Here is a 22,680-nt window from a genome sequence, read left to right on the forward strand (position 1 = left end):
CGCTTCGTCGGTCAGGACTTTACGGCCCCGGAGAGCAGATCCAGACTCCAGAACCGCTGGATGACCAGGAACAGCGCGATGAGCGGGATGATCGCCAGCAGCGCTCCGGTGATGACGAGGGTGTACAGGGCCGGGGTGGCGGCGCCCTGCCTCAGCAGGGTGAACAGCCCCAGGGTGACCGGGAACTTCTCGTCGTCGCCCAGCATGATGTACGGCAGCAGGAAGTTGTTCCAGATGGTCACGAACTGGAAGAGGAAGACCGTGACCAGGCCGGGCCGCATCATCGGCAGCGCCACCGAGCGGAAGATCCGCCACTCTCCCGCGCCGTCCATCCGCCCCGCCTCGACCATCTCGGCGGGGACGGCCGCGGACGCGTAGATCCGCGCCAGATAGATCCCGTACGGCGACAGGATGTTCGGCAGCAGCACCGACAGATAGGTGTCGGCCATGTCGGCCCTGGCCAGCAGCAGGTACTGCGGCACGGCGAGGATCACCGGGGGCATCAGCACACCGGTCAGCAGGATGTTGAAGATGGCCTCGCGGCCACGGAACCGGTAGCGCGCCAGGGCGTAGCCGGACAGGGCCGAGACGGCGCAGGACAGCAGCGCGCCGAGCCCCGCGTACAGCAGCGAGTTGGCCATCCACTTCCAGTACACGCCGTCGCGGTACGCGGACAGGTCGGCGATGTTGTCCGCGAATCCGCTGCCCGGCAGGAAGGTGAACGTGGAGAAGAGCTCGGGTCCGCTCTTGGTGGAGGCGATCACGACCCAGGCGACCGGCAGCAGACAGTAGACGGCGCCGAGCAGCAACAGGGCGGTGGGGATCCAGGAGGGGCGGGCGCGGACGGCCGTGGTGGTGCTCATCGGGAGCCTCCCTGGCGGGTGCGGGCGCCCGCGACCCTCAGGAAACCGAAGGACAGGACCAGGGTGACGACCGCGATGATCAACGAGGTCGCGGCGGCCGCGTACACATCGCCCTCGACGAAGGCCTTCTGATGGACCACCATCAGGGGGCTCCAGGTGGTGGAGACCGAGTTGGTGAGCGGTTTGAGGGTGGTCGGCTCGTTGAACACCTGCATGGTGGCGATGATCGAGAAGAAGAAGGTGAGCACCAGGGACGGGGTCACCATGGGGATCTTGATGCGCAGCGCGATCTGGAGCTGGGAGCACCCGTCGAGCCGGGCCGCCTCGTAGACCTCGGCGGGTATGGAGCGCAGCGAGGTGTAGATCACGATCATGTTGAAGCCGCTGCCGCCCCACACCGCGATATTGGACATGGACGCATAGAGTCCGCCGCCGTCCAGCAGCTCGGGCCGCGGCAGCCCCGCCTTGCCGAGCAGATAGTGGAACGGGCTCACATCGGGCAGGTAGAGGAACCCCCACAGCAGCGCGGCGACCACACCGGGGATCGCGTACGGAAGGAAGATCGCCAGCCGTGAGAAGCCGCGCAGCAGGGTGTCCTTGCGGCCCCGCCGGTCGGCGTCGAGCAGCAGCGCGAACAGCAGGGCCAGGCCCAGCATCGTGGGCACGACGATCAGGCCGTAGCCGAGGACGCGCCGGGCGCCGTCGAGCAGTTCCGGGTCGTGCAGCGCGTCGGTGTAGTTGGAGAGACCGGCCCACACCTCCTCACGGGAGCCCTTGCCGAGGCCCAGGCCCTTGACGTCGATCTTGCGGAGGCTGAGGTAGAGGGCGTAGCCGATGGGCAGCGCGAACAGGCATGCGAAGAGCAGGATCGCGGGGAGGAGGAAGACATAGGGGGCGCGGCGCGGACCGTGCCCCAGAGGGCGCAGGGTCACTCGGCGACCTCGAAGCCGTGCTTCTTCAGATCGGCGACGGTGGCCTGCTGCATGGCCGCCAGCGCGGCGCCGAAATCGGACTTGTTCTTGGCGGCCTTGCCGAAGTTGTCGTTGAAGGACGCGTACGCGACGTTGACGTTCGGCCCCCAGGCGGCGGGCGCGATGCCCTCGGTGATCTTGGCGACCTCGGCGTAGAAGTCGGGCTGGCCGGGGAAGAAGTCAGGCGCCTTCTTCAGCGCGTCGCCGGTCTGCGCGGCGGTGGCGGCCGGGTAGACGTCGCTCTCCTTCACCAGCGCTGCGACCGCCTTCGGGTCGGTGTTGAGCCACTTCGCGAACTTCGCGGCGGCGTCCTTGTGCGCGCTGTCGTTGGTGACGGCGGTGGAGGAGCCGCCCCAGCTGCCGGTCCAGTTCGAGCCCTCGCTCCACTGGGGGAGGGGTGCCATGGCCCATGTGCCCTGGGTGTCGGGGGCCGCGGTCTTGAGGGTGCCGGGGGCCCACACCGCGCTGACCCAGGCGATCTGCTTGCCGGTGTTGAGCGCCTTGTTCCAGGCCGGGGTGTACATCGGCTGGTTGTCGATGGCCCCCTCCTTGACCAGGCCGCCCCAGAAGTTCGCGACCTTGCGGGTGGCGGCGCCGTCGATGGCCACCTTCCACTTGTCGCCCTGGGTGGTCCACCAACTGGCGCCGGCCTGCTGGGCGAGGCCCGCGAAGAGCCCGGAGTCATTGGCGGAGAAGGTGGTGAGGGCCTTGTCGGGGGCCTTCTCCTTGAGCTTGCGGGCGGTGGCCGCGAACTCCTCCCAGGTGGTGGGGACCTGGAGGCCGTACTGCCGGAACAGGTCCTTGCGGTAGTACAGCATCATCGGCCCGGAGTCCTGGGGCAGGGCGTAGACCGCGTCCGAGCCGAGGGTGACCTGGCGCCAGACGCCCGCGGGGAACTCGCCCTCGGCGTCGCCCACCTGACCGGATATGTCGGCCAGGACGTCGTTGCTGACCAGGGTGGGCAGCGCCTGGTACTCGGCCTGCACCAGGTCCGGGGCCTTGTGTGCCTTGGCGGCTGTGATGATCTTGGTGACGAGGTCGTCGCCGGACGCCTGCTTCTTGACCGTCACCTTGATGTCCGGGTGGTCCTGGTTCCAGATCGCCGCGACCTTGTCGAGGTCGGGTGCCCAGGCCCAGTAGGTCAGCTCGACCGGACCGTTCGAATCGGCCGAGTCACCGGACGAACCGCAGCCGGTGAGCAGGCCGGTGGCCGACAAGGCGGCCGCGACCGATACCGCGACGAAGCGAAGGTTGACGGGGTGATGGTTCACGAATGCCTCCTTGGGCGATCTGTGAGCGTTCACAGTAGAGAAACATGGTTGACGCTTGTCAATGCTCGTTGCCATGCGGTTATCTGGGGGCGGCCGCTGCTCTGTGGTCTGTGCACGTTCCCAGTGATTCCCAGGAGTGGAGGTCTGATGGTCGGCCTCGCCTATGGCGGCGACTACAACCCCGAGCAGTGGCCCGAATCCCTCTGGCCCGAGGACATCCGGCTGATGCGCGAGGCCGGGGTCACCATGGTCAGCGTCGGCATCTTCTCCTGGGCGCTGCTGGAACCCGAGCCCGGACGCCACGACTTCGGCTGGCTGGACCGGCTGCTGGCCCTGCTCCACGAGGCCGGCATCGCCGTCGACCTCGGCACGCCCACCGTGGCCCCGCCCGCCTGGTTCTACCGCGCCCACCCCGAGGCCCTGCCGGTCAGCCGGGAGGGCGTGCGCTACGAGTTCGGCTCACGCGGCGCCATCTGCCACAGCTCGCCCGCCTACCGCCGGGCCGCGGCCGCCATCACCGAACAGCTCGCCCGGCGCTATGGCGACCACCCCGCGCTCGCCCTGTGGCACGTGCACAACGAGTACGGAGTGCCGGTGGGCGCCTGCTACTGCGACACCTGCGCGGACGGCTTCCGCCACTGGCTGCGCGAGCGTTACGGCACCCTGGACGCGCTCAACGACGCCTGGGGTACCGCCTTCTGGGGCCAGCGCTACGGCGCGTTCGAGGAGATCAACCCGCCGCGCGCCACCCCCACCGTCGCCAACCCCGCCCAGCGGCTCGACTACGCCCGCTTCGCCGACGCCACCATGCGCGCCAACTTCACCGCCGAGCGCGACATCCTGCGCCGGCTGTCCCCGGGCATCCCGGTCACCACCAACTTCATGACCGCGCTCAGCCAGTGCGACTCGGCCGACTACTGGGCCTGGGGCCGGGAGGTCGACCTGGTCACCAACGACCACTATCTGATCACCGACGGCCGCCGCACCCACGTCAACCTCGCCATGGCCGCCGACCTGACCCGCTCCGTCGCCGGCGGCGCGCCCTGGCTGCTGCTCGAACACTCCACCAGCGGCGTCAGCTGGCAGCCGCGCAACCCCGCCAAGCGGCCCGGGGAGATGGCCCGCAACAGCCTGGGGCACGTGGCCCGCGGCTCCGAGGGCGCCCTGTTCTTCCAGTGGCGCCAGTCACGGCGCGGCGCGGAGAAGTTCCACTCGGCGATGCTCCCGCACGCCGGCACCGACAGCCGCGTATGGCGCGAGGTCGTGGCGCTCGGGGCGGACCTCGCCAAGCTGGGCGAGGTGCGGGGCAGCCGCACGGTGGCCGACGCGGCGATGGTCTGGGACTGGCAGTCCTGGTGGGCGCAGCGGCTGGAGTGGCGGCCGAGCGAGGACCTGGACGCGCGCGAACGCGCCGACAGCTTCTACGAGACCCTCTACGACCGCCACCTCACCGTCGACTTCGCCCACCCCGAGGCCGACCTGAGCGGCTATCCGCTCGTCGTCGTGCCCGCCCTCTACCTCGCCACCGCACGCGCCGGGGACAACCTGCGCGCGTATGTCGAGGGCGGCGGCACCCTGATCGTCTCCTGTTTCTCCGGCATCGTCGACGAACACGACGCCGTGCACCCCGGCCCCTACCCCGGCGCGCTGCGCGACGTCCTGGGCCTGGTGGTCGAGGAGTTCTCCCCGCTCGCCGAGGGCGGGCGGGTGCGCCTGACCGGTCCAGGCGGGGCCGAACTCACCGGCGATGTCTGGACCGAGATCGTGGTGGAGCGCGGTGCCGAGACCGTGTGGACCTACGCCGACGGCTTCGCCGCCGGCCACCCCGCCGTCACCCGCCACCGGCTCGGCCGGGGCACCGCCTGGTACCTCTCCACCCGGCTCGCCCCTCACGACCTGGCGACCCTGCTCGCCCCCGTCTGCGCCGACGCGGGCCTCGCGGACCGCCCCGACCTGCCCCGCGACGTGGAGGTGGTGCACCGCACCGGCGACAGCGGCAGCTACCTCTTCGCGATCAACCACGGCGACACCGACGCCAAGGTGCCCCACCCCACGCCCGGCACCGAACTGCTCACCGGCGAGCGCAGCGCTGGACACCTCGCGGTGCCCGCGGGCACCGTCCGCGTGCTGCGCCTGGACGGCTGAACCGCCCATACCCCCACTCGCTCATTGTCGAAGGGACTCGACGATGCACGACATACGGAGCACCACCCGCACCCTGCTGCGAACCGCCGCGCTCCCCGCCCTCGGCGCGCTGCTGCTGACCGCGCTCCCCGCGCCGGCCGCACACGCCGCGAGCACCCTGGCCAATACCGGATTCGAGGCCGACGGCACCGGCACCGCCACCCCGTCCGGCTGGAGCACCTACTCCGCCACCGGCAACAACAACGCCTCCTACTCCGAGGCCGGCGGTCACAGCGGCGGCTACCGGCTGTCCCACTGGTCCCCCTCGGCGTACAAGGTGCAGACCTACCAGTATCTTTCCGGCCTCGCGAACGGCACGTACACCCTCACCGCCTGGGTGCGCTCCAGCGGCGGACAGAACGCCGCGTACCTCGCCCTGCGCGACTGCGGCGGCGCCGAGCAGCGTACCGATCTGCCGCCTACCCCGAACGGCAGGTGGATCCGCCTGGTCACCTCGGTCACGGTCACCAGTGGCCAGTGCACCATCAGCCTCAACTCCGACGCCCACGCGGGGGAGTGGGCCAACCTGGACGACCTCACCTTCACCAAAGGCGGCACGGGGCTCGCGATCAAGGGCGGGGACGTGTCCACCCTCGCGAAGAACGAGGCCTTCGGCGCCACTTACCGGTCCGCCAACGGCACGAGCGGCGACGCCCTGGCCATCCTGCGCGCCTCCGGTATGAACTACGCGCGGCTGAAGGTGTGGGTGAACCCGGCCGACGGCTACAACACCAAGGCCAGGGTGGCGGCCATGGCCAAGCGTGCCAAGGCCCAGGGCATGAAGCTGCTGATCGACTTGCACTACTCCGACAGCTGGGCCGACCCCGGCAAGCAGACCAAGCCCGCCGCCTGGGCCGGGCACGACTACAGCCGGCTCAAGCAGGACGTGTACGACCACACGTACGACGTGCTCAGCGCGCTCAAGGCGCAGGGCACCACGGCCGACATGGTCCAGATCGGCAACGAGATCAACGGCGGCATGCTCTGGCCCGAGGGCTCCACGAGCAACTTCTCGCAACTCGCCGGGTTGCTCACCTCCGGTGCCAACGCCGCCAAGGCCGTCTCGTCCGGCACCAGGGTCGCGCTGCACCTGGCCAAGGGCGGGGACAACGGGGGCACGAGGTGGTGGTTCGACCAGGCGGTCGCGCAGAAGGTGCCGTTCGACGTCATCGCCCTGTCGTACTACGGCTACTGGCACGGCCCGCTGTCCGATCTCCAGGCCAACCTGGACGATGTGGCGGCCCGCTACGGCAAGCCGGTGCTGGTCGCCGAGACCGCCTACGCCCACACCCTCGCGAACGACGACGGCCTGGCGAACAACGTCGCCACCGCCGACCAGCTCGTCGACGGCTACCCCGCCACCCCCGCGGGGCAGGCCGCCAACCTGCGCGATGTGATGAACGTGGTGGAGGCGGTGCCGGGTGGCCGGGGGCTCGGCGTCGTCTACTGGGAGCCGGCCTGGACCGCGGTCAAGGGCAGCGGCTGGGACCCCACCGACCCGGGCTCCGGTAACGCCTGGGAGAACCAGGCGCTGTTCGACTACGGCGACAAGGCCCTGCCCGCGATGGACTGGTTCGGCCACCGCTGACCGGGTGAGCGTGTTTCGGAGCGCTGCGCGGGCTGGACTGAGGAGCCGCGCAGCGACGAAGGAGCGAGCAGTGACGAGGGAAGCCCGTGCGTAGAAGCGCTCCGGGACTGAGCGGGAGGAGGGGCTCATCCGCCTTCGTGCGCCAGATATGTTGACGGACGCTCATGTTTACCCGACGGTAGGTTCATGGCGACCACAGTGACGCACGGGATGAGAGTTCGTCTCCGAACGGGCCGCGCACGACTGCTCGGGGCGGCCGCCCTGCTGCTGATGGCGGCGGTCACCGCCCCGGGCGGCACGGCGGCCGCGGCCGAGCCGCCCTGGTCCGACGGCCCGGCCGCGGACCGGATCTCCGTACAGAGCGGCCGGTTCACCGACGGCCACGGGCGCGAGGTCGTCCTGCGCGGATTCAATGTCTCCGGCGAGGTCAAGCTGGCGGAGAACGACGGCCTGCCGTTCGCGGACGCCGCCGACGCCCGGAAGTCCGCCCAGGCCATGCGCGGCCTCACCGGCGCCAACTCCGTCCGTTTCCTGCTGTCCTGGGCCCACGCCGAGCCCGAGCCCGGCAAGGTCGACGAGGAGTATCTGCGCAGGGCCACCGAGCAGATGCGGGCCTTCCTGGACGCCGGGATCCGGATCTACCCCGACTTCCACCAGGACCTCTACTCCCGCCACCTGTTCGACAAGGACAGCTGGTACTCGGGCGACGGCGCGCCCCAGTGGGTCGTCAAGGCCGGCGGCTACGCCAAGGAGTCCTGCGGCATCTGTGTCCACTGGGGCCAGAACATCACCCAGAACCCGGCCGTCCAGGACGCCACCCGCGACTTCTGGAAGAACCGCACCCTCGAGACCTCCGCCGGGCCCGTCCGGGTCCAGGACGCCTTCCTGGCCACCGCCGAGAAGACGATGGCCTACCTCGCCGGCCATCTGACCGCGGACGAGTTCGCCCGCGTCGTCGGCTTCGATCCGTACAACGAGCCGTACGCGGGCCGCTACGACAGCGGCCAGTCCAGCCGCGCCTGGGAGAAGGACGTCCTGTGGCCGTTCTATGAGAAGTTCCGGGCGCGCATGGACGCCGCCGGCTGGACCGACAAGCCCGCCTTCGTCGAGCCCAACCTGTTCTGGAACTCCAACATCGACTTCCAGCGCCACGAGGGCGGACTGCTCGACGCCGGCGCCATCGGCTCCCGCTATGTGTTCAACACGCACTTCTACGACCAGAAGGCCATCTCCGGCGTCTTCATGCCCGGCAAGGCCCAGGACGGCCAGTACTCCACCGACTTCGCCACCGTGCGCGACCGCGCCTCCGCGCTCGGCACCACCGCCGTCGTCAGCGAGTACGGACACCCGCTGACCGGCTTCACCTCCGACAAGGCGCCGACCGTGGTCAAGGGCCTGTACCAGGCGCTGGACTCCCGGCTCGGCGGCGCCACCTGGTGGAGCAAGGCCGCCGCCTCCGGCCCGGTCCTGTCCGCCAACCAGTGGCAGTGGGACCTGTACAACGGGCGCCACCACGAGGCGATGAACGGCAACCCCGACAAGATCCTCACCGACGGCGACGCCTGGAACGACGAGGACCTGTCGGCCGTCCGCCTCGACGACACGGGGGCGGCCGTGCTCCGCCAGGACGCCCGGCTCCTGGACCGCGTCTACCCGACCGCGGTCGCGGGCCGCACCCTCGCCTTCACCTTCGAGGACCGCTCGCGCGACGGCTCCACCACCCTGAGCTGGGACCGCGTCCCGAGCAGCCTGCCCAATGTGGCACGGCTGGTCGGCTCCGGCCGCTACGGGATGCTGGTGTGGCGCCAGAACAGCGCCACCGAGGCCCCCACCGAACTGCATCTGCCCCGCCACTTCGACCCCGCCACCACCACCGTGGTCTCCGACCTGGGCACCGTCACCGGCCCGCCCGCCTACACCGCGCACGGACACACCGCCGACCACCCCGTGGCCACCGCGGCGGAGAGCGGCGGCACCGACGCCCGGCGGCTGCTGCTCTCCGCGCCGCCCGGCGCCGGAACCCTCCACTACGCGCTGGTCGCCGACGGCACCGCCGCCCCCTCGGCCGAGCTGCGCGCCGCGGCGCAGCGCGAGCTCAGCGGGTGGGCGCAGGCCGCCGGCTTCCCGAACTGACCCGCCGGCATCACCAGCGGTGGTGCACCTGGGCGCGGATCCGCCGGTCGTACAGCTCGCGGACCGCGTCCAGCGTGCCCGGCTCCAGCGCGGGCAGCGCCGCCGCCGCGCCGTTCGCCCGCGCCTGCTCGGGCGAGCGCGCCCCCGGGATGACCGAGGTCACCCCGGGCTGCTGGACGACCCACCGCAGCGCGGTCTGCGCGGGCGTCGCACCCTCGGGGGCCAGCTCGCCGAACTCCACCGCCGCCTCGACACCCTCCGCGAAGTCCACGCCCGAGAAGGTCTCGCCCTGGTCGAACATCTCGCCATGGCGGTTGTACGTGCGGTGGTCGTTCTCTGCGAACACCGTGTCCTTGGTGTACCGGCCGGACAGCAGACCCGACGCCAGCGGCACCCGCGCGATGATCCCCACCCCGGCCGCGGCGGCCGCGGGCAGCACCCGCTCCAGCGGCTTGAGCCGGAACGGATTGAGAATGATCTGCACGCTCGCCGTCCCCGGGCGCTCGATCGCCGCCAGCGCCTCCTCGCAGGTCTCCACGCTCACCCCGTACGCCGCGACACGCCCCCGGTCCACCAGCGTGTCCAGCGCGTCGAAGACGGCGGCGGAGGAGTGTACCGACGACGGCGGGCAGTGCAGCTGCACCAGATCCAGCGTGTCCACCCCGAGGTTGGCGCGCGAACGGTCCGTCCAGGCCAGGAAGTTGTCCAGCGTGTAGTTCTCCGCCACCTGCGGCAGCCGCCGCCCCATCTTGGTCGCCACGAAGATCCGCGCGTCCGGGCGGCTTCGCAGATAGCGCCCGATGAGCTGCTCGCTGCGCCCGTCCCCGTACACATCGGCGGTGTCGAAGAAGGTCACCCCCGACTCGACGGCCGCGTCCAGCACGGCCAGCGCGTCGTCCTCGCGGACCTCGCCCCAGTCCGCGCCCAGCTGCCAGGTGCCCAGCCCGACGACGGACACCGTCCGGCCGATCCGGGCGAACTCACGCTGCTCCATGGTCCCTCTCTCTCCTGTGGTCCGGCTCACCGTATCCGCACCCCGCGCCAAACCCTCCCGCAACCTTGTCAAGTACCTACAAAAACAATATTTGACCTGCGGCGATTGCTGTCGGGGTACCTGGCAAGTAGGCTGGGAGCATGTCAGCTCTCAACGTGGAATTCAGCGATCGGGAACTTGAGGACCTCCGCCAGATCGCCAAGGAGCGTGGCACCACGATGAAGGCCCTCGTCCGGGAGGCGACCGTCGCCGACATCGCCCGCCATCGGGCGCTCCAGGAGGGCGCCGAGGTCTTCCGGCGCTTCTTCGCGGACAACGCGCAGGCGTTCGCCGACGCGTTCCCCGACGATGAACACCGCCCCCACGACCCGGGACAGGCCGCCTGACCATGGCCCCGCTACTGCATATCGACGTCCCCTGGCTGCTCCAGCGCCACGAGGAGGTCATGCCGGAACAGCCGACCATCTCCGACTTCTCCGGCCTGGTCGCCGCCGTGGCCCGGCATCGCGTCGACCCGCCACGCCTGGGGGTCGACCCGGACCCCGCGTGGCGGGCCGCGGCGCTGCTGCACACCATCGCGCTGCTGCGCCCGCTCCCGGGGAGCAACGCGCGGTTCGCCAGCGCCACGGCCGTCGCCTATATGCACGCCTCCGGCGAGGGCATCGATCCGCCGTACGGCGCGCTGATCGACCTGGTCCGCGACATCCTGTCCGGCAAGGCCGATGTCTTCGACGCGGCGGGCCGCATCCGCTCCTGGCGGATCTGAGCCGCCCCCGCCGTCAGCCGAGGTCATCGTTGCCAGGTCCATGTCCGTACATAGTCCCCGGCGAGGAAGAGGTTGGCCACGGCGGTGGCCGCGGTGGGGCGGTTGTACCAGGTGCCCGCCGGGTGGATCAGCAACGACGGGCATCGGCTACGGGCAGCAGTCGGCGCAGCTGAGGGAGATCCGGGCGTTCGACCCGGAGCGGCAGGGCTGCTGGTCCTTCAGCTCGCAGCAGGCCACGCTTCGCCGTCTGGACAGGGCGTTTCAGGCGTTCTTCCGCCGGGTCAGGGGCGGGGAGAAGCCCGGATACCCGCGTTTCCGGGGGGTGAACTGGTTCGACACCGTGGACTTCCCGAAGGACGGGGACGGCTGCCGGTGGGACTCGACCCCGCACGACCTGGTGACCCGTGTCCGCTTCCAGGGTGTCGGGCACGTCCGTGTGCACCAGCACCGTGCGGTCAAGGGCCGGGTCAAGACCGTCAGCGTGAAGCGCGAGGGGCGGCAGTGGTACGTCATCCTCGCCTGCGACAGCGTGCCTGCCGAACCATTGCCCGCCACTGGCGCCGTGACCGGCATCGATATGGGTGTCACTCACTTCCTCACCACCTCCCAGGGCGCCCACGTCGAAAACCCCGGACACGGGAAGCGCAGCGCCGATGCCCTGGCCGAGGCTCAGCGGGCACTCAAGGGGTTCCCGCGCAACCGACGCCGCGACCAGCGCGGCGCCAGGCACCGCCGGGCGGTGGAGAAGGTTGCCGGCCTGCACCGCAAGGTGCGCCGTCAGCGCACCGACCACGCGCACAAGACCGCGCTTGCGATGGTCCGCGGGTACGACCGGATAGGTCACGAGCGCCTGAACATCGCGAACATGGTTCGTGCGCCCAAACCGAAGTCCGACCCCGAAGCGCCCGGCGGATTCCTGCCGAACGGCGCTTCCTCAAAGGCCGGGCGGCGTCGCGCAGCACCGTCCGCCCGGTGCCGTACAGCGCGGCGCTCAGCCCTGAGCTGCCGCCGGCGGTCCACCGGCTCGCACTGCCACCGCCGCGGCCGGGCCGCCGGCCCCGAGAGCCCCCTCCCGCGGTCGGCGCCCCGCGGCGTAGGATCGCGCCCGGCAACGGACGGAGCACCCGGAGAAGGCGGCCGGGGCACCGGGAGAAAAGGGGCGGCATTGCGGTTCGGACTGCTGGGCACCGGCCACTGGGCGGCCGAGACACAGGGCGCGGCCCTCGCCGCGCACCCCGAGGCGGAGCTGGCGGGCGTCTGGGGCCGTGACCCGGCCAAGGCGCGGGCGCTGGCCGAGCGGTACGGCACCCGGGCCTACGACCGGGCCGATGAGCTGATCGCCGACGTCGACGCGGTCGCCGTGGCCCTGCCGCCGGACATCCAGAGCGACCTGGCGCTGCGCGCCGCCCGCGCCGGGTGCCATCTGCTGCTCGACAAGCCGCTCGCGTTCACCACCGAGGAAGCCGACCGCGTGGTGCGCGCCGTCGAGGAGCGCGAGCTGGCCTCCGTGGTGTTCTTCACCCGCCGCTTCGCGCCACCCGTCGAGGAGTTCCTGACCGGGGCCGCGGCCGCCGGAGGCTGGGACGGCGGCCGGGCGACGGCCTTCGCCGCCATCTTCCGGCCCGGCAACCCCTACGGGGACTCCCCGTGGCGGAAGGAACGCGGCGGCCTGTGGGACGTCGGCCCGCACGCCCTGTCCGTCCTGCTGCCCGTCCTGGGCCCGGTCGCCGAGGTCACCGCGGTCGGCGGGCCGCGCGGCGCGGCGCATGTGCTGCTGCGGCACCGCTCCGGCGCGGTCGGCACGCTCGCGCTCACCCTCGACGCCCGGCCCGCCGCCGTCGCGCACAGCTGCGACTTCTACGGCGAGCTGGGCGTGGCGGAGGTGCCCGACACCGGGATCACCGCCGTCGAGGCGTTCACCGCGGCCACGGACCGGCTGCTGCGCAGCGCCGGCACCGGGACCGGCGACCCCTGTGACGTGCGGTTCGGCCGTGAGGTGGTGGCCGTCCTGGAGGCCGCCGACGCCTCGCGCCGCACCGGCCGCACCGTCGCTCCGCGCTGACCCGCCTCAGGTCCGCCGCCCGCCCGCGGCCGTCGTGCGCCCGCACCCCGCTCGCCGCATACTTCGGCGGCTGCTGGGGAACCGGGAGCCATGACCGAGCTGCGCCTACCGCAAACCGTCCGGGCCTGCCTGTTCGACCTCGACGGGGTGCTGACCCGCACCGCCGTGATCCACGCGGCGGCGTGGAAGGAGATGTTCGACGACTTCCTCCGCCGCCGCGAGGGCCCTGACTTCCGCCCCTTCGACAAGGTCGGCGACTACGACGAGTACGTCGACGGGCGGCCCCGCGCCGACGGGGTGCGCACCTTCCTCGCCTCCCGGGGCATCGAGCTCCCCGAGGGGACGGACCAGGACCCGCCCGGCCTGGACACGGTGCACGGCCTGGGCACCCGCAAGAACGCCCTGGTCCTGGAGAAGATCCGGAAAGAGGGGGTCGAGGCGTATCCGGGGTCGGTGCGCTTCGTCGAGGCGGTCCGCGCCGCGGGCCTGCGCACCGCGGTCGTCTCCTCGAGCGCCAACTGCCGCGATGTCCTGATCTCCGCGAAAATAGAGCACCTCTTCGAGGTTCGTGTCGACGGCGTGGTCGCCGCCGAGCGCGGGCTGGCGGGCAAGCCGCACCCGGACACCTTCCTCGCGGCCGCCCGTGAACTGGACGTCGCCCCCGCGGCCGCCGCGGTCTTCGAGGACGCGCTGGCGGGCATGGAGGCCGGCCGCGCCGGACACTTCGGCCGGGTCGTGGGCGTCGACCGGGTCGGCCAGGCCGAGGCGCTGCGCGCCCACGGCGCGGACATCGTGGTGCGGGACCTCGCCGAGCTGCTGGAGGAGGGCGCCTCGTGATCACCGATTCCTCGTACGCCGTCGACCCGTGGGTGCTGCGCGAGACCGAGCTCCACCTCGATGTGCTGCCGCAGAGCGAGTCCCTCTTCGCGCTCTCCAACGGGCACGTCGGCTGGCGCGGCAATCTGGACGAGGGCGAGCCGCACGGCCTGCCCGGCTCCTATCTCAACGGCGTGCACGAGCTGCGCCCGCTGCCGTACGCCGAGGCCGGATACGGCTACCCCGAGTCCGGCCAGACCATGATCAACGTCACCAATGGCAAGATCATCAGGCTGCTGGTGGACGACGAGCCCTTCGACCTGCGCTACGGGCGGCTGCGCTCCCACGAGCGCGTGCTCGACCTGCGCGGCGGGCTGCTGCACCGCACCTGCGAATGGACCTCCCCCTCCGGCGTCACCGTGAAGCTGCGCTCCACCCGGCTGGTCTCCCTCACCCAGCGGGCGATCGCCGCCGTCGCCTACCAGGTGGAGGCCGTGGACGCCGAGATCCGGGTGGTCGTCCAGTCGGAGCTGGTCGCCAACGAGCAACTGCCGCAGCGGGCCGGCGACCCCCGGGCCGCCGCCGCCCTGGAGTCCCCCCTGCGGCCCGAGGAGCACGCCGCCTGGGACCTGCGGCTGCGCCTGATCCACTGCACCGAGGCCAGCCGGCTGCGGGTAGCCTCCGCCGCCGACCACTTCATCAGCGGACCGCCGCCCACCCGCAGCTCGGGCGAGAGCAGCGAGGACGTCGCCCGCCTCACCGTCACCTCGGTGCTCCAGCCGGGCGAGGTGCTGCGGCTGGAGAAGCTGGTCGCCTACGGCTGGTCCGGCGCCCGCTCGCTGCCCGCCGTCCGGGACCAGGTGGAGGCCGCGCTGGCCGGCGCCGCGAGCACCGGCTGGGACGGTCTGGTGGACCAGCAGCGGGGCTGGCTCGAGGACTTCTGGAACCGCGCGGACGTCGAGGTCGAGGGCGACGCCGAGATCCAGCAGGCCGTGCGCTTCGGCCTTTTCCATGTGCTCCAGGCCGGGGCCCGCGCGGAGGAGCGGGCCATCCCCGCCAAGGGCCTCACCGGGGCGGGCTACGACGGACACTCCTTCTGGGACACCGACACCTTCGTGCTGCCGCTGCTCACCTACACCTTCCCCGAATCCGTCGCCGAGGCCCTGCGCTGGCGGCAGTCCACGCTGCCCGCCGCCCGGGAGCGGGCCCGCCAGCTCGGCCACCACGGCGCCGCCTTCCCTTGGCGCACCATCGACGGCTCCGAGTGCTCCGGGTACTGGCCGGCCGGCACGGCGGCCTTCCACGTCAACGCCGATGTGGCCGACGCCGTGGTGCGCTATGTCTCGGCCACCGGCGACGAGGAGTTCGAACGCGACAGCGCGGTGGAACTGCTGGTGGAGACGGCCCGGCTGTGGCGCTCGCTGGGCCACCACGACCACCACGGCCGCTTCCACATCGACGGGGTGACCGGTCCCGACGAGTACAGCGCGCTCGGCGACGACAACGTCTACACCAACCTCATGGCCCAGTCGAACCTGCGCGCCGCCGCGGACATCGTCGAACGCCACCGGGACCAGGGCGCCTCGCTGGGGGTGGACGACGAGGAGGCCGCGGCCTGGCGGGACGCCGCCGAGGCCATGACGATCCCGTACAACAAAACCCTGGGCGTCCATGAGCAGTCGGCCGACTTCACCGACCACCAGGTGTGGGACTTCGAGGGCACACACCCCGACCAGTACCCGCTGATGATGCACTTCCCCTACTTCGACCTGTACCGCAAGCAGGTCGTCAAACAGGCCGACCTGGTACTGGCGATGTATCTGCGCGGCGACGCCTTCACCGTGGAGGAGAAGGCGCGCAACTTCGCCTACTACGAGGGGCTGAACGTCCGCGACTCCTCCCTGTCCGCCTGCGCCCAGGCCGTCATGGCCGCGGAGGTGGGCCATCTGCGCCTGGCCTACGACTACTTGGGCGAGGCCGCCCTGATGGACCTCAGGGACCTGGAGCACAACACCCGTGACGGACTGCACATCGCCTCGCTGGCCGGCACCTGGATCGCGCTGGTGGCCGGGTTCGGCGGCATGCGCCACTGCGAGGGCACCCTCGACTTCTCCCCCAAGCTGCCGGCGGAGAAGCTGGCCCGGCTGGCCTTCACCGTTCAATGGCTGGGCAGAAGTGTGCGGGTGGAGATCACCGAGACCGCCGCCGTCTACACCATGGTGCGCGGCGCCCCGCTGGAGATCCGCCACTACGGGCGGCCGCTCACCGTCACCGAGAAGTCGTCGCAGAGGCGCAAGATCCCCGAGCCCACCACCCGCCCCGAGCCGCGCCAGCCCCCCGGCCGCCGCCCCGACCGCCGCGCCTGAGGCCGCGGGGCGGGCGTCCCGCTCTGCCGGAGCCCTTGATCTGCCGGAGCCCTCGATCTTCCGGGTCCCTCGATCTTCCGGGGCCTTCGCTCTTCCGGGCGGGCGGCGGCGGGTGCCAGACTTCTCGGGTGCCCGACTTTGACATGCTCGTGATCGGATCCGGCCCGGGTGGCCAGAAAGCCGCCATCGCCGCGGCCAAACTGGGCCGCCGCGTGGCCGTGGTCGACCGGCCCGACATGGTCGGCGGTGTCTCCATACACACCGGGACCGTGCCCTCCAAGACCCTACGGGAGGCGGTGCTCTACCTCACCGGCCTGACCCAGCGCGATCTGTACGGCCAGAGCTACCGGCTCAAGGACGAGATCACCGTCGCCGACCTGACCGCCCGTACCCAGCACGTGGTCAGCCGCGAAGTGGACGTCATCCGCAGCCAGTTGTCCCGCAACCGGGTCGCGCTCTTCGCGGGGACCGGACGCTTCGTGGACGACCACACCGTGGCCGTCCGCGACGCCGACGGCCACGAACAGCTGCTGACCGCGCAGCACATCGTGATCGCCACCGGCACCCGGCCGGCGCGCCCGGCGACCGTGGCGTTCGACGAACGGACGATCATGGACTCCGACAGCGTCCTGAACATGGAGCGGGTGCCGCGCTCCATGGTCATCGTGGGCGCCGGGGTGATCGGCATCGAGTACGCCTCCATGTTCGCCGCCCTGGGCAGCAAGGTCACGGTGGTCGAGCAGCGCGAGGGCATGCTGGACTTCTGCGATGTCGAGGTGGTCGAGGCGCTGAAGTACCGGCTGCGGGACCTGGCCGTCACCTTCCGCTTCGGCGAGACGGTCGCCGCGGTCGAGCGCCACGCCCGCGGCGCCCTGACCGTGCTGGAGAGCGGGAAGAAGATCCCCGCCGACGCGGTCATGTACTCCGCCGGACGCCAGGGGCTGACCGACGAACTCGACCTCGGCCGGGCCGGTCTCACCGCCGACAAGCGGGGCCGGATCACGGTGGACGAGCACTACCGCACGGCCGTGCCCCACATCTACGCCGTCGGCGACGTCATCGGCTTCCCCGCGCTCGCCGCCACCTCGATGGAGCAGGGCCGCAGCGCCGCGTACCACGCCTGCGACGAGCCGGTGAACCCCATCCACGACCTCCAGCCCATCGGCATCTACACCATCCCCGAGATCAGCTTCATCGGCCGCACCGAGGACCAGCTCACCGACGCGTGCGTGCCCTTCGAGGTCGGCGTCTCGCGCTACCGCGAGCTGGCCCGCGGCCAGATCGTCGGCGACTCGCACGGCATGCTCAAGCTGCTGGTGTCCCCGGAGGACCGGCGGCTGCTGGGGGTGCACTGCTTCGGCACCGGCGCCACCGAGCTCATCCACATCGGCCAGGCGGTGATGGGCTGCGGCGGCACCGTCGACTACCTGGTCGACGCGGTGTTCAACTACCCGACCTTCGCCGAGTCCTACAAGGTCGCGGCCCTGGACGCGACCAACAAGATGCGGGAGATCGACCACCTCGGGGACTGAAGCCCCCGTTGTCAGTGCCGGGGCGCACACTGGAGGCATGTGCCGCAGCATCAAGACACTCCGCCCGCCCATGACGCCCGAGCTCCACGACGAGGACATCAGGGCGGCCGCCCTCCAGTACGTCCGCAAGGTGTCCGGGTTCCGCGCGCCCGCCGCCCACAACCGCGAGGCGTTCGACCAGGCCGTCGAGGCGGTGGCCGAGGCCACCCGCAGGCTTCTCGACGGCATCGAGGTGCGCGGCGGCGGTGGCCGCGCGAGCTGAGCGCCCCCTCGCCGCCCCCGCCCGCCGCGGCGGGCGGGGGCGCGTACCGTGCTTCCGGCTCAGGAGGCGGGCCGGTCGCAGCTGGTGCGGCCGGGCTGCGGGTGGCAGGCGATGGCCGCGAAGCCGCCGTCCGCGACGACCGGTACGGACAGGGTGTCCCCGCCGCGCACCACCCGAGACTCACGGACCAGGCCGCCCAGCCCGTCCGGGCCGTCGAGGACCAGATCGACCCGCCAGGTGCCCGGCCCCAGCCGCAGCGGCACCTCGGCGGTGCGGGCGGCACCGGCGAAGGTGCCGCCGATGAACCACCGCCCGCCGCTCTCCCGGGCCAGCACCGCGCTGTCGCCCGGCCGCCCGGCGAGCAGCCGGGTGCGGTCCCAGGCCGCGGGGAGCTGTTCGAGGAAGCCCAGGGCGAGCGGGCGCGCGTCGTACGACTCGGGGGTGCCCGCGAGGTTCTGGATGCCCGACTCGTACAGCACGGACAGCCCCAGCTCCCCGGCGTCCGAGGCCGCGTTCGGGCGCTGCGGGCGGTGGAAGGCCCCGGGGGTGAAGTCCATGGAGCCGATGACATTGCGGGTGAAGGGGAGGATGGCCAGGTGCTGCGCGGTGTTGACGCGCTTCTCCTCGCCGTTGACCCCCTCCATCGTCATCACCTGCGGCCAGGTGCGCTGGATGCCCTTGGGGATCGTGGAGCCGTGGAAGTTGACGAGCAGGTGGTGGGCGGCGGTGGCCGGGAGGATCTCGTCGTACCAGCGCAGCGTGGCCTGGGACTCGGAGTCCATGAAGTCGATCTTCACGCCCTTCACGCCCCAGCGCTCCAGGGCGGGCAGCCACTGCGCGCGCTCCTCGGCCGTGTCCAGGTCGCGCTGGTGCATCCAGACCTGGATGCCGACGCCGCGCTCCCGCGCGTACCCGACGAGCTCCGGCATCCAGCTGTTCGTCTGCCAGTCGGGGTCGGTCACGTCCCACTGGTCCGGGTCGAAGTACCAGCCCGCGTCGACCACGACATACGGCCAGCCGCGCTGGGCCGCGTAGTCCACATACTCCTTCTGCATGGCCAGGCTCTGCCCGGCCGGGCGCCCCCCGGCCAGCCAGGTCCACAGGGCGGGCCCCGGCCGGATCCACGAGGTGTCGGCGACCCGCGAGGCGGGCGCGAGGTCGTCGGTGAAAGTGGACTCCGTGACGGTCGCGAGGTCGCCCACGACCAGCGCCCGCCACGGTGTGCTCAGCCCGCCGTCGGACTCCACGCGCTCGTCCCACAGCCCGATGCGATAGGTGGGTTGGCCCGACTCGTGCACCAGGCGGGCGGCGGAGTAGCGGCCGGTCAGGTCGGACTCGGCGATCAGGGCGTAGCCGCCCCGCGTCTCGAACAGCGCCTGTGCCATGTACTCGCCGGTCGGCGCGGTGGCCGCCGGGTACTCGTTGAACAGGTTCTCGTTGTCGCGCCGGTAGGCGCCCAGCCACGCGGTCGCGTCCGCCGGCAGGGTGAAGGCCGAGGTCTCGCCGAGGACGTCCCCGCTGCCCTTCGGCAGGACATAGCGGTAGGCGACGCCGTCGTCCGAGACCCGGACCACGAGGTCGAGCCGGGTGCCCTCGCCGCCGCGGAACCGGAACCTCGTCTCCGTCATGCGTACGTCGCGCGAGCGGTCCTTGCCGGCGGTGGTCCGGTAGCGCTCCGCGACCACATGGCGCTCGCGCCCCAGGAAACGCAGTCCCCGCGACAGATCCGCCCTCTCGGTGCGGATGCCGACGGGCGAGGGTTCGAGCACGGTACGGCCGCCCCGCGACACCTGGAGCGTCAGGGCGCCCGCGGCCGAGTCGAGTTGCAGCCGGGCCTGCGGGCCGGAGCGCGCCGAGGGGCCGCTCACGGTCCACGCGGAGTCCTGGGCATGTGCGGGTGCCGAGACGAACAGCGTCATCGAGAGCACGCCGCTGAGCAGAAGAGCCAGGGTGGTGCGTCTGACAGATCTCGCCATGATTGCCTCCCGAGCCCGATACGTTACCCAGTCATCCGATAACTGGGGAGGGGTTGGGCGCCGTTGAGGGGAAAGAAGGGGAGAGATGGCGCAATAGATCGGATCTATAGTGGCCGATAGTCATGCGTATGCGCCGTCGCAGGCATCCCTGCAATCGTTCCCACACGTTTCATCCCATGGCCGCGGCAGACGCCCCGTCACTTCCCCCATGACCATTGACGGGTCTGCAAACGAATGCAACTCTTCCCTGGATCTTCAATCAGCCCAGCAGCGGGAGAGGAATCGCATGGCCGCCACCACCCCAGCCAGGCGCGTCGCCATCGTCGGCACCGGCCACCGAGCACAGACCTTCACCGAAGCCTTCTCCCGCCGCCCGCAACTGCATGTCGCCGCCCTGTGCGACCCCAACCCGGTGCGGATCGCCCACCACAACGACCTGCTCGCCGCCGCGGGCCGCCCGGCGGCCACCGCGTACGGCGCTGAGGACTTCGAACGGCTGCTGCGCACCGAGGACATCGACGAGGTGCTGGTCACCACCGTGGACGCGCTCCACGACCACTACATCGTCCCCGCCCTGGAGCACGGCGCGCGCGTCGTCACCGAGAAGCCCATGACCGTCGACGCCGAGCGCTGCGCCCGCATCCTGGAGGCGGTGCGCCGCACCGGCAACAGCCTCTCCGTGGCCTTCAACTACCGCTTCAACCCCGTCCATGAGCGGGTGCGCGGGCTGCTGGCCGAAGGCGCCGTCGGTGATGTGCTGTCCGTGCACTTCGAGTGGCTGCTCGACGTGCGCCACGGCGCCGACTACTTCCGCCGCTGGCACCGCGAGAAGGCCAAGAGCGGCGGCCTGATGGTGCACAAGTCCAGCCACCACTTCGACCTCGTCAACTGGTGGCTCGGCGCCCGCCCCGAGCAGGTCTTCGGCTACGGGCGGCTCGCCTTCTACGGCCGGGAGGCGGGGGAGCGCACCGGCTACCGGCGCGACTACGACCGGGCCCATGGGGCGCAGGCCGCGGCCGACGACCCCTTCGCCGTCCACCTGGAGGACAACGAGGCGCTGAACTCCCTGTATCTGCGGGCGGAGGCCGAGGACGGCTATCTGCGCGACCGCAACGTCTTCGGCGACGACATCACCATCGAGGACGACATGGCGCTCCTCGTGCGCTACTCCACCGGCGCCACCATGACGTACCACCTCACCGCCTACTCGCCGTGGGAGGGCTACCGGGTGATGTTCAACGGCACCCGCGGCCGCCTCGAGCTTCAGGTCGAGGAGAGCCTGTGGCAGCCGCCCCGGGCCCGTCTCGCCTCCGCCAAGGGTGCGGTCCACGGCGACACCGCCCTCGCCAACGCGGGCGGCCACCGCATCACCGTTCACCCGCTGTGGGAGCCCCCGCACGAGGTGGCCGTCACGGACTTCGACCACGCCGGACACGGCGGCGGCGACGCCCGCATGCTGGACGCCCTCTACGGGTCCGCCGACCCCGAGGCCGCGCCCGACACCGGCGACGCGGCCGGGCTGCGGGCGAACGAGGTGGACGGGGCGCTCGCCCTGGCCGCGGGCCTGGCGGCCAACCGGTCCTTCGCCACCGGGCTCCCCATGGACATCGCGGACGTGGTGCGGGTGTGACCCGATAGCCGACAGTGGGAGGCGGGCCGGACACGGCCCGCCTCCCACGTCTGCCCTCAGGCGCTCGGCACTCAGGCGGTGTGCAGCCGCAGTCCGTACACCGACAGGATCTCGTTCACCGGCTGGAACCAGGTCTCGCCGCCGCTGGAGCAGTTGCCCCAGCCGCCGGAGGTCACGCCCTGGGCCTGGTCGCCGCTGATGAACGAACCGCCCGAGTCACCGCCCTCGGCGCACACATTGGTCTTGGTCATCTGGTACACCGCGCCCTGGCTGTAGTTCACCGTCTCGTTCTTGGCCAGCACCGTGCCGCAGCGCCAGTGGGTGGTGGACCCGGAGCGGCAGATCGAGGCGCCCACCGGGGCCTCCGCGGAGCCGCGGACCAGCGCGTCGGGCACCGTGCCCCAGCCGAGCACCACCGGGACGGTCCACCAGCCGCTGCCGACGCTGACCCACGCGTAGTCGTTGCCGGGGAAGGACGAGCCCTGGAAGTTGCCGATGTACGAGCCGTCCCAGCCGTTGACGGAGGCGCCGGCCCCGCTACAGTGTCCGGCCGTGACGAAGCCGCCCTGCACCGAGAAGCCGATGGAGCAGCGGACGTTGCCGGTGTAGTACGGGTCGCCGCCGACCGTGCCCGCGGCCAGGGTGGCCGGCGCCTGCGCGGCGGCCTTCTCGACCGCGACCGGGACCGAACCCGCCCGCGCGGCCTGGTTCTTCGCCTCGTCGACGAACGCGCGTACGGCGGCGTCGCCCTCGGACCCCCGGCGTACGGAGATCACCACGCTGCCCGCCTTCGGGTCGACGCGCCAGCTGCTCACCCCGGCCGGGGCGGCCTTCTTCCCGGCCTTGTCGTCGAGTCTCGCCTTCACCGCGTCGAGCTCCTTCGCGGTGTGCCGGACGGTCCGGGCGGTGGCGCCGGTCGCCCGCACGGCCTCGGCCTGCTTCTCGCCGGTGACGCCGACGACCAGCTTTCCGGTGTCCGCGTCGAACCAGGAACCGCCGAACGCCTTGCCCGCGGCGCGCTCGGCCTTCGGTGCCAGCTTCATGGCCGTCGCTTCCTGGCTCAGCCGGGTCCGCGCCTGGCCCTCCGTCAGCCCCAGATCGCGGCCGAGGGCGCTGACGAGCTTCGTGGAGGGCGCGGACGAGTCGGAGCTCGGAGCCGCCGTGGCGGTGGAGAGCGCGGCTCCGGCCCCCGAGAGGGAGCCGAGGACGAGTAGGGCGGACAGGCCGACACGGACGGCGGTCGTGCGTCGCATGGCAGTTCTCCTT

Annotated in this window: 17 protein-coding genes and 1 pseudogene; 12 read left to right on the forward strand and 6 right to left on the reverse strand. The window is 71.6% G+C overall.

Annotated elements, in window-relative coordinates; all coding sequences use genetic code 11:
• Positions 1–11 precede the first annotated feature (11 nt).
• From ACZ4WQ_RS33070 to ACZ4WQ_RS33080, 3 genes are read right to left on the reverse strand one after another with little or no spacing between them, the layout of a single operon-like run.
• Complete coding sequence (locus tag ACZ4WQ_RS33070; protein WP_311728697.1) at positions 12–863, reverse strand: carbohydrate ABC transporter permease; 852 nt, start codon at positions 861–863, stop codon at positions 12–14.
• A complete protein-coding gene (locus tag ACZ4WQ_RS33075) occupies positions 860–1,795 on the reverse strand; it encodes a carbohydrate ABC transporter permease (protein ID WP_468022657.1) in 936 nt (311 codons plus the stop codon). The genes ACZ4WQ_RS33070 and ACZ4WQ_RS33075 overlap by 4 nt, the downstream gene beginning before the upstream one ends.
• Entirely contained in the window at positions 1,792–3,105 is a 1,314-nt protein-coding gene (locus tag ACZ4WQ_RS33080; protein ID WP_311728695.1) for an ABC transporter substrate-binding protein, read from the reverse strand. The genes ACZ4WQ_RS33075 and ACZ4WQ_RS33080 overlap by 4 nt, the downstream gene beginning before the upstream one ends.
• A gap of 147 nt (positions 3,106–3,252) precedes the next feature.
• Here ACZ4WQ_RS33080 and ACZ4WQ_RS33085 point away from each other — a divergent pair, with 147 nt between their 5' ends.
• From ACZ4WQ_RS33085 to ACZ4WQ_RS33095, 3 genes are all read left to right on the forward strand, one after another.
• Complete coding sequence (locus tag ACZ4WQ_RS33085; protein WP_468022658.1) at positions 3,253–5,250, forward strand: beta-galactosidase; 1,998 nt, start codon at positions 3,253–3,255, stop codon at positions 5,248–5,250.
• Positions 5,251–5,293: 43 nt separating this feature from the next.
• Positions 5,294–6,877 carry a glycosyl hydrolase 53 family protein gene (locus ACZ4WQ_RS33090; protein WP_468022659.1) on the forward strand — a complete coding sequence of 528 codons (1,584 nt, stop codon included), beginning with the start codon at positions 5,294–5,296 and terminating at the stop codon, positions 6,875–6,877.
• 210 nt (positions 6,878–7,087) lie between these two features.
• Positions 7,088–9,010: a cellulase family glycosylhydrolase gene (locus ACZ4WQ_RS33095; protein WP_468022660.1), complete on the forward strand. Its 1,923-nt coding sequence runs from the start codon at positions 7,088–7,090 to the stop codon at positions 9,008–9,010.
• A 10-nt stretch (positions 9,011–9,020) separates the two neighbouring features.
• On the opposite strand, the gene ACZ4WQ_RS33100 is transcribed toward ACZ4WQ_RS33095, so the two are convergent.
• Positions 9,021–10,004: an aldo/keto reductase gene (locus ACZ4WQ_RS33100; protein WP_385345953.1), complete on the reverse strand. Its 984-nt coding sequence runs from the start codon at positions 10,002–10,004 to the stop codon at positions 9,021–9,023.
• 140 nt (positions 10,005–10,144) lie between these two features.
• On the opposite strand from ACZ4WQ_RS33100, the gene ACZ4WQ_RS33105 reads away from it, so the two are divergent.
• The 8 genes and pseudogenes from ACZ4WQ_RS33105 (at position 10,145) to ACZ4WQ_RS33140 (ending at position 17,808) form a co-directional block, all read left to right on the forward strand.
• Positions 10,145–10,390: a hypothetical protein gene (locus ACZ4WQ_RS33105; RefSeq protein ID WP_014174261.1), complete on the forward strand. Its 246-nt coding sequence runs from the start codon at positions 10,145–10,147 to the stop codon at positions 10,388–10,390.
• A gap of 2 nt (positions 10,391–10,392) precedes the next feature.
• Positions 10,393–10,770 carry a toxin Doc gene (locus ACZ4WQ_RS33110; RefSeq protein ID WP_311728691.1) on the forward strand — a complete coding sequence of 126 codons (378 nt, stop codon included), beginning with the start codon at positions 10,393–10,395 and terminating at the stop codon, positions 10,768–10,770.
• Between the two features lie 142 nt (positions 10,771–10,912).
• Positions 10,913–11,726, forward strand: a pseudogene (locus ACZ4WQ_RS33115) (RNA-guided endonuclease InsQ/TnpB family protein); the annotation flags it as partial.
• A gap of 209 nt (positions 11,727–11,935) precedes the next feature.
• Positions 11,936–12,832, forward strand: coding sequence for a Gfo/Idh/MocA family protein (locus tag ACZ4WQ_RS33120; protein ID WP_468022680.1), 897 nt, complete (start codon positions 11,936–11,938; stop codon positions 12,830–12,832).
• 90 nt (positions 12,833–12,922) lie between these two features.
• On the forward strand, positions 12,923–13,669 hold the full coding sequence (locus ACZ4WQ_RS33125; RefSeq protein WP_311728689.1) for an HAD family hydrolase: 747 nt from the start codon (positions 12,923–12,925) through the stop codon (positions 13,667–13,669).
• Entirely contained in the window at positions 13,666–16,014 is a 2,349-nt protein-coding gene (locus ACZ4WQ_RS33130) for a glycoside hydrolase family 65 protein (RefSeq protein WP_468022661.1), read from the forward strand. Before ACZ4WQ_RS33125 ends, ACZ4WQ_RS33130 begins: the two co-directional genes overlap by 4 nt.
• A 128-nt stretch (positions 16,015–16,142) precedes the next feature.
• A complete protein-coding gene (sthA, locus tag ACZ4WQ_RS33135; protein ID WP_358842406.1) occupies positions 16,143–17,546 on the forward strand; it encodes a Si-specific NAD(P)(+) transhydrogenase in 1,404 nt (467 codons plus the stop codon).
• Positions 17,547–17,583: 37 nt separating this feature from the next.
• Positions 17,584–17,808, forward strand: a complete 225-nt coding sequence (locus tag ACZ4WQ_RS33140) for a DUF2277 domain-containing protein (RefSeq protein WP_311728686.1) — start codon at positions 17,584–17,586, stop codon at positions 17,806–17,808.
• A gap of 59 nt (positions 17,809–17,867) precedes the next feature.
• Here ACZ4WQ_RS33140 and ACZ4WQ_RS33145 read toward each other — a convergent pair whose 3' ends face one another.
• Complete coding sequence (locus ACZ4WQ_RS33145; protein ID WP_468022662.1) at positions 17,868–19,784, reverse strand: glycoside hydrolase family 97 protein; 1,917 nt, start codon at positions 19,782–19,784, stop codon at positions 17,868–17,870.
• A 286-nt stretch (positions 19,785–20,070) separates the two neighbouring features.
• Between ACZ4WQ_RS33145 and ACZ4WQ_RS33150 the strand changes: the two genes are divergently transcribed.
• Complete coding sequence (locus tag ACZ4WQ_RS33150) at positions 20,071–21,414, forward strand: Gfo/Idh/MocA family protein (RefSeq protein WP_468022663.1); 1,344 nt, start codon at positions 20,071–20,073, stop codon at positions 21,412–21,414.
• A 71-nt stretch (positions 21,415–21,485) separates the two neighbouring features.
• Here the strand turns inward: ACZ4WQ_RS33150 and ACZ4WQ_RS33155 are convergent, their stop codons facing one another.
• Positions 21,486–22,667, reverse strand: a complete 1,182-nt coding sequence (locus ACZ4WQ_RS33155) for a S1 family peptidase (protein WP_468022664.1) — start codon at positions 22,665–22,667, stop codon at positions 21,486–21,488.
• Between the last annotated feature and the right edge of the window lie 13 nt (positions 22,668–22,680).

This window comes from Streptomyces sp. NPDC028305, from assembly GCF_055569495.1.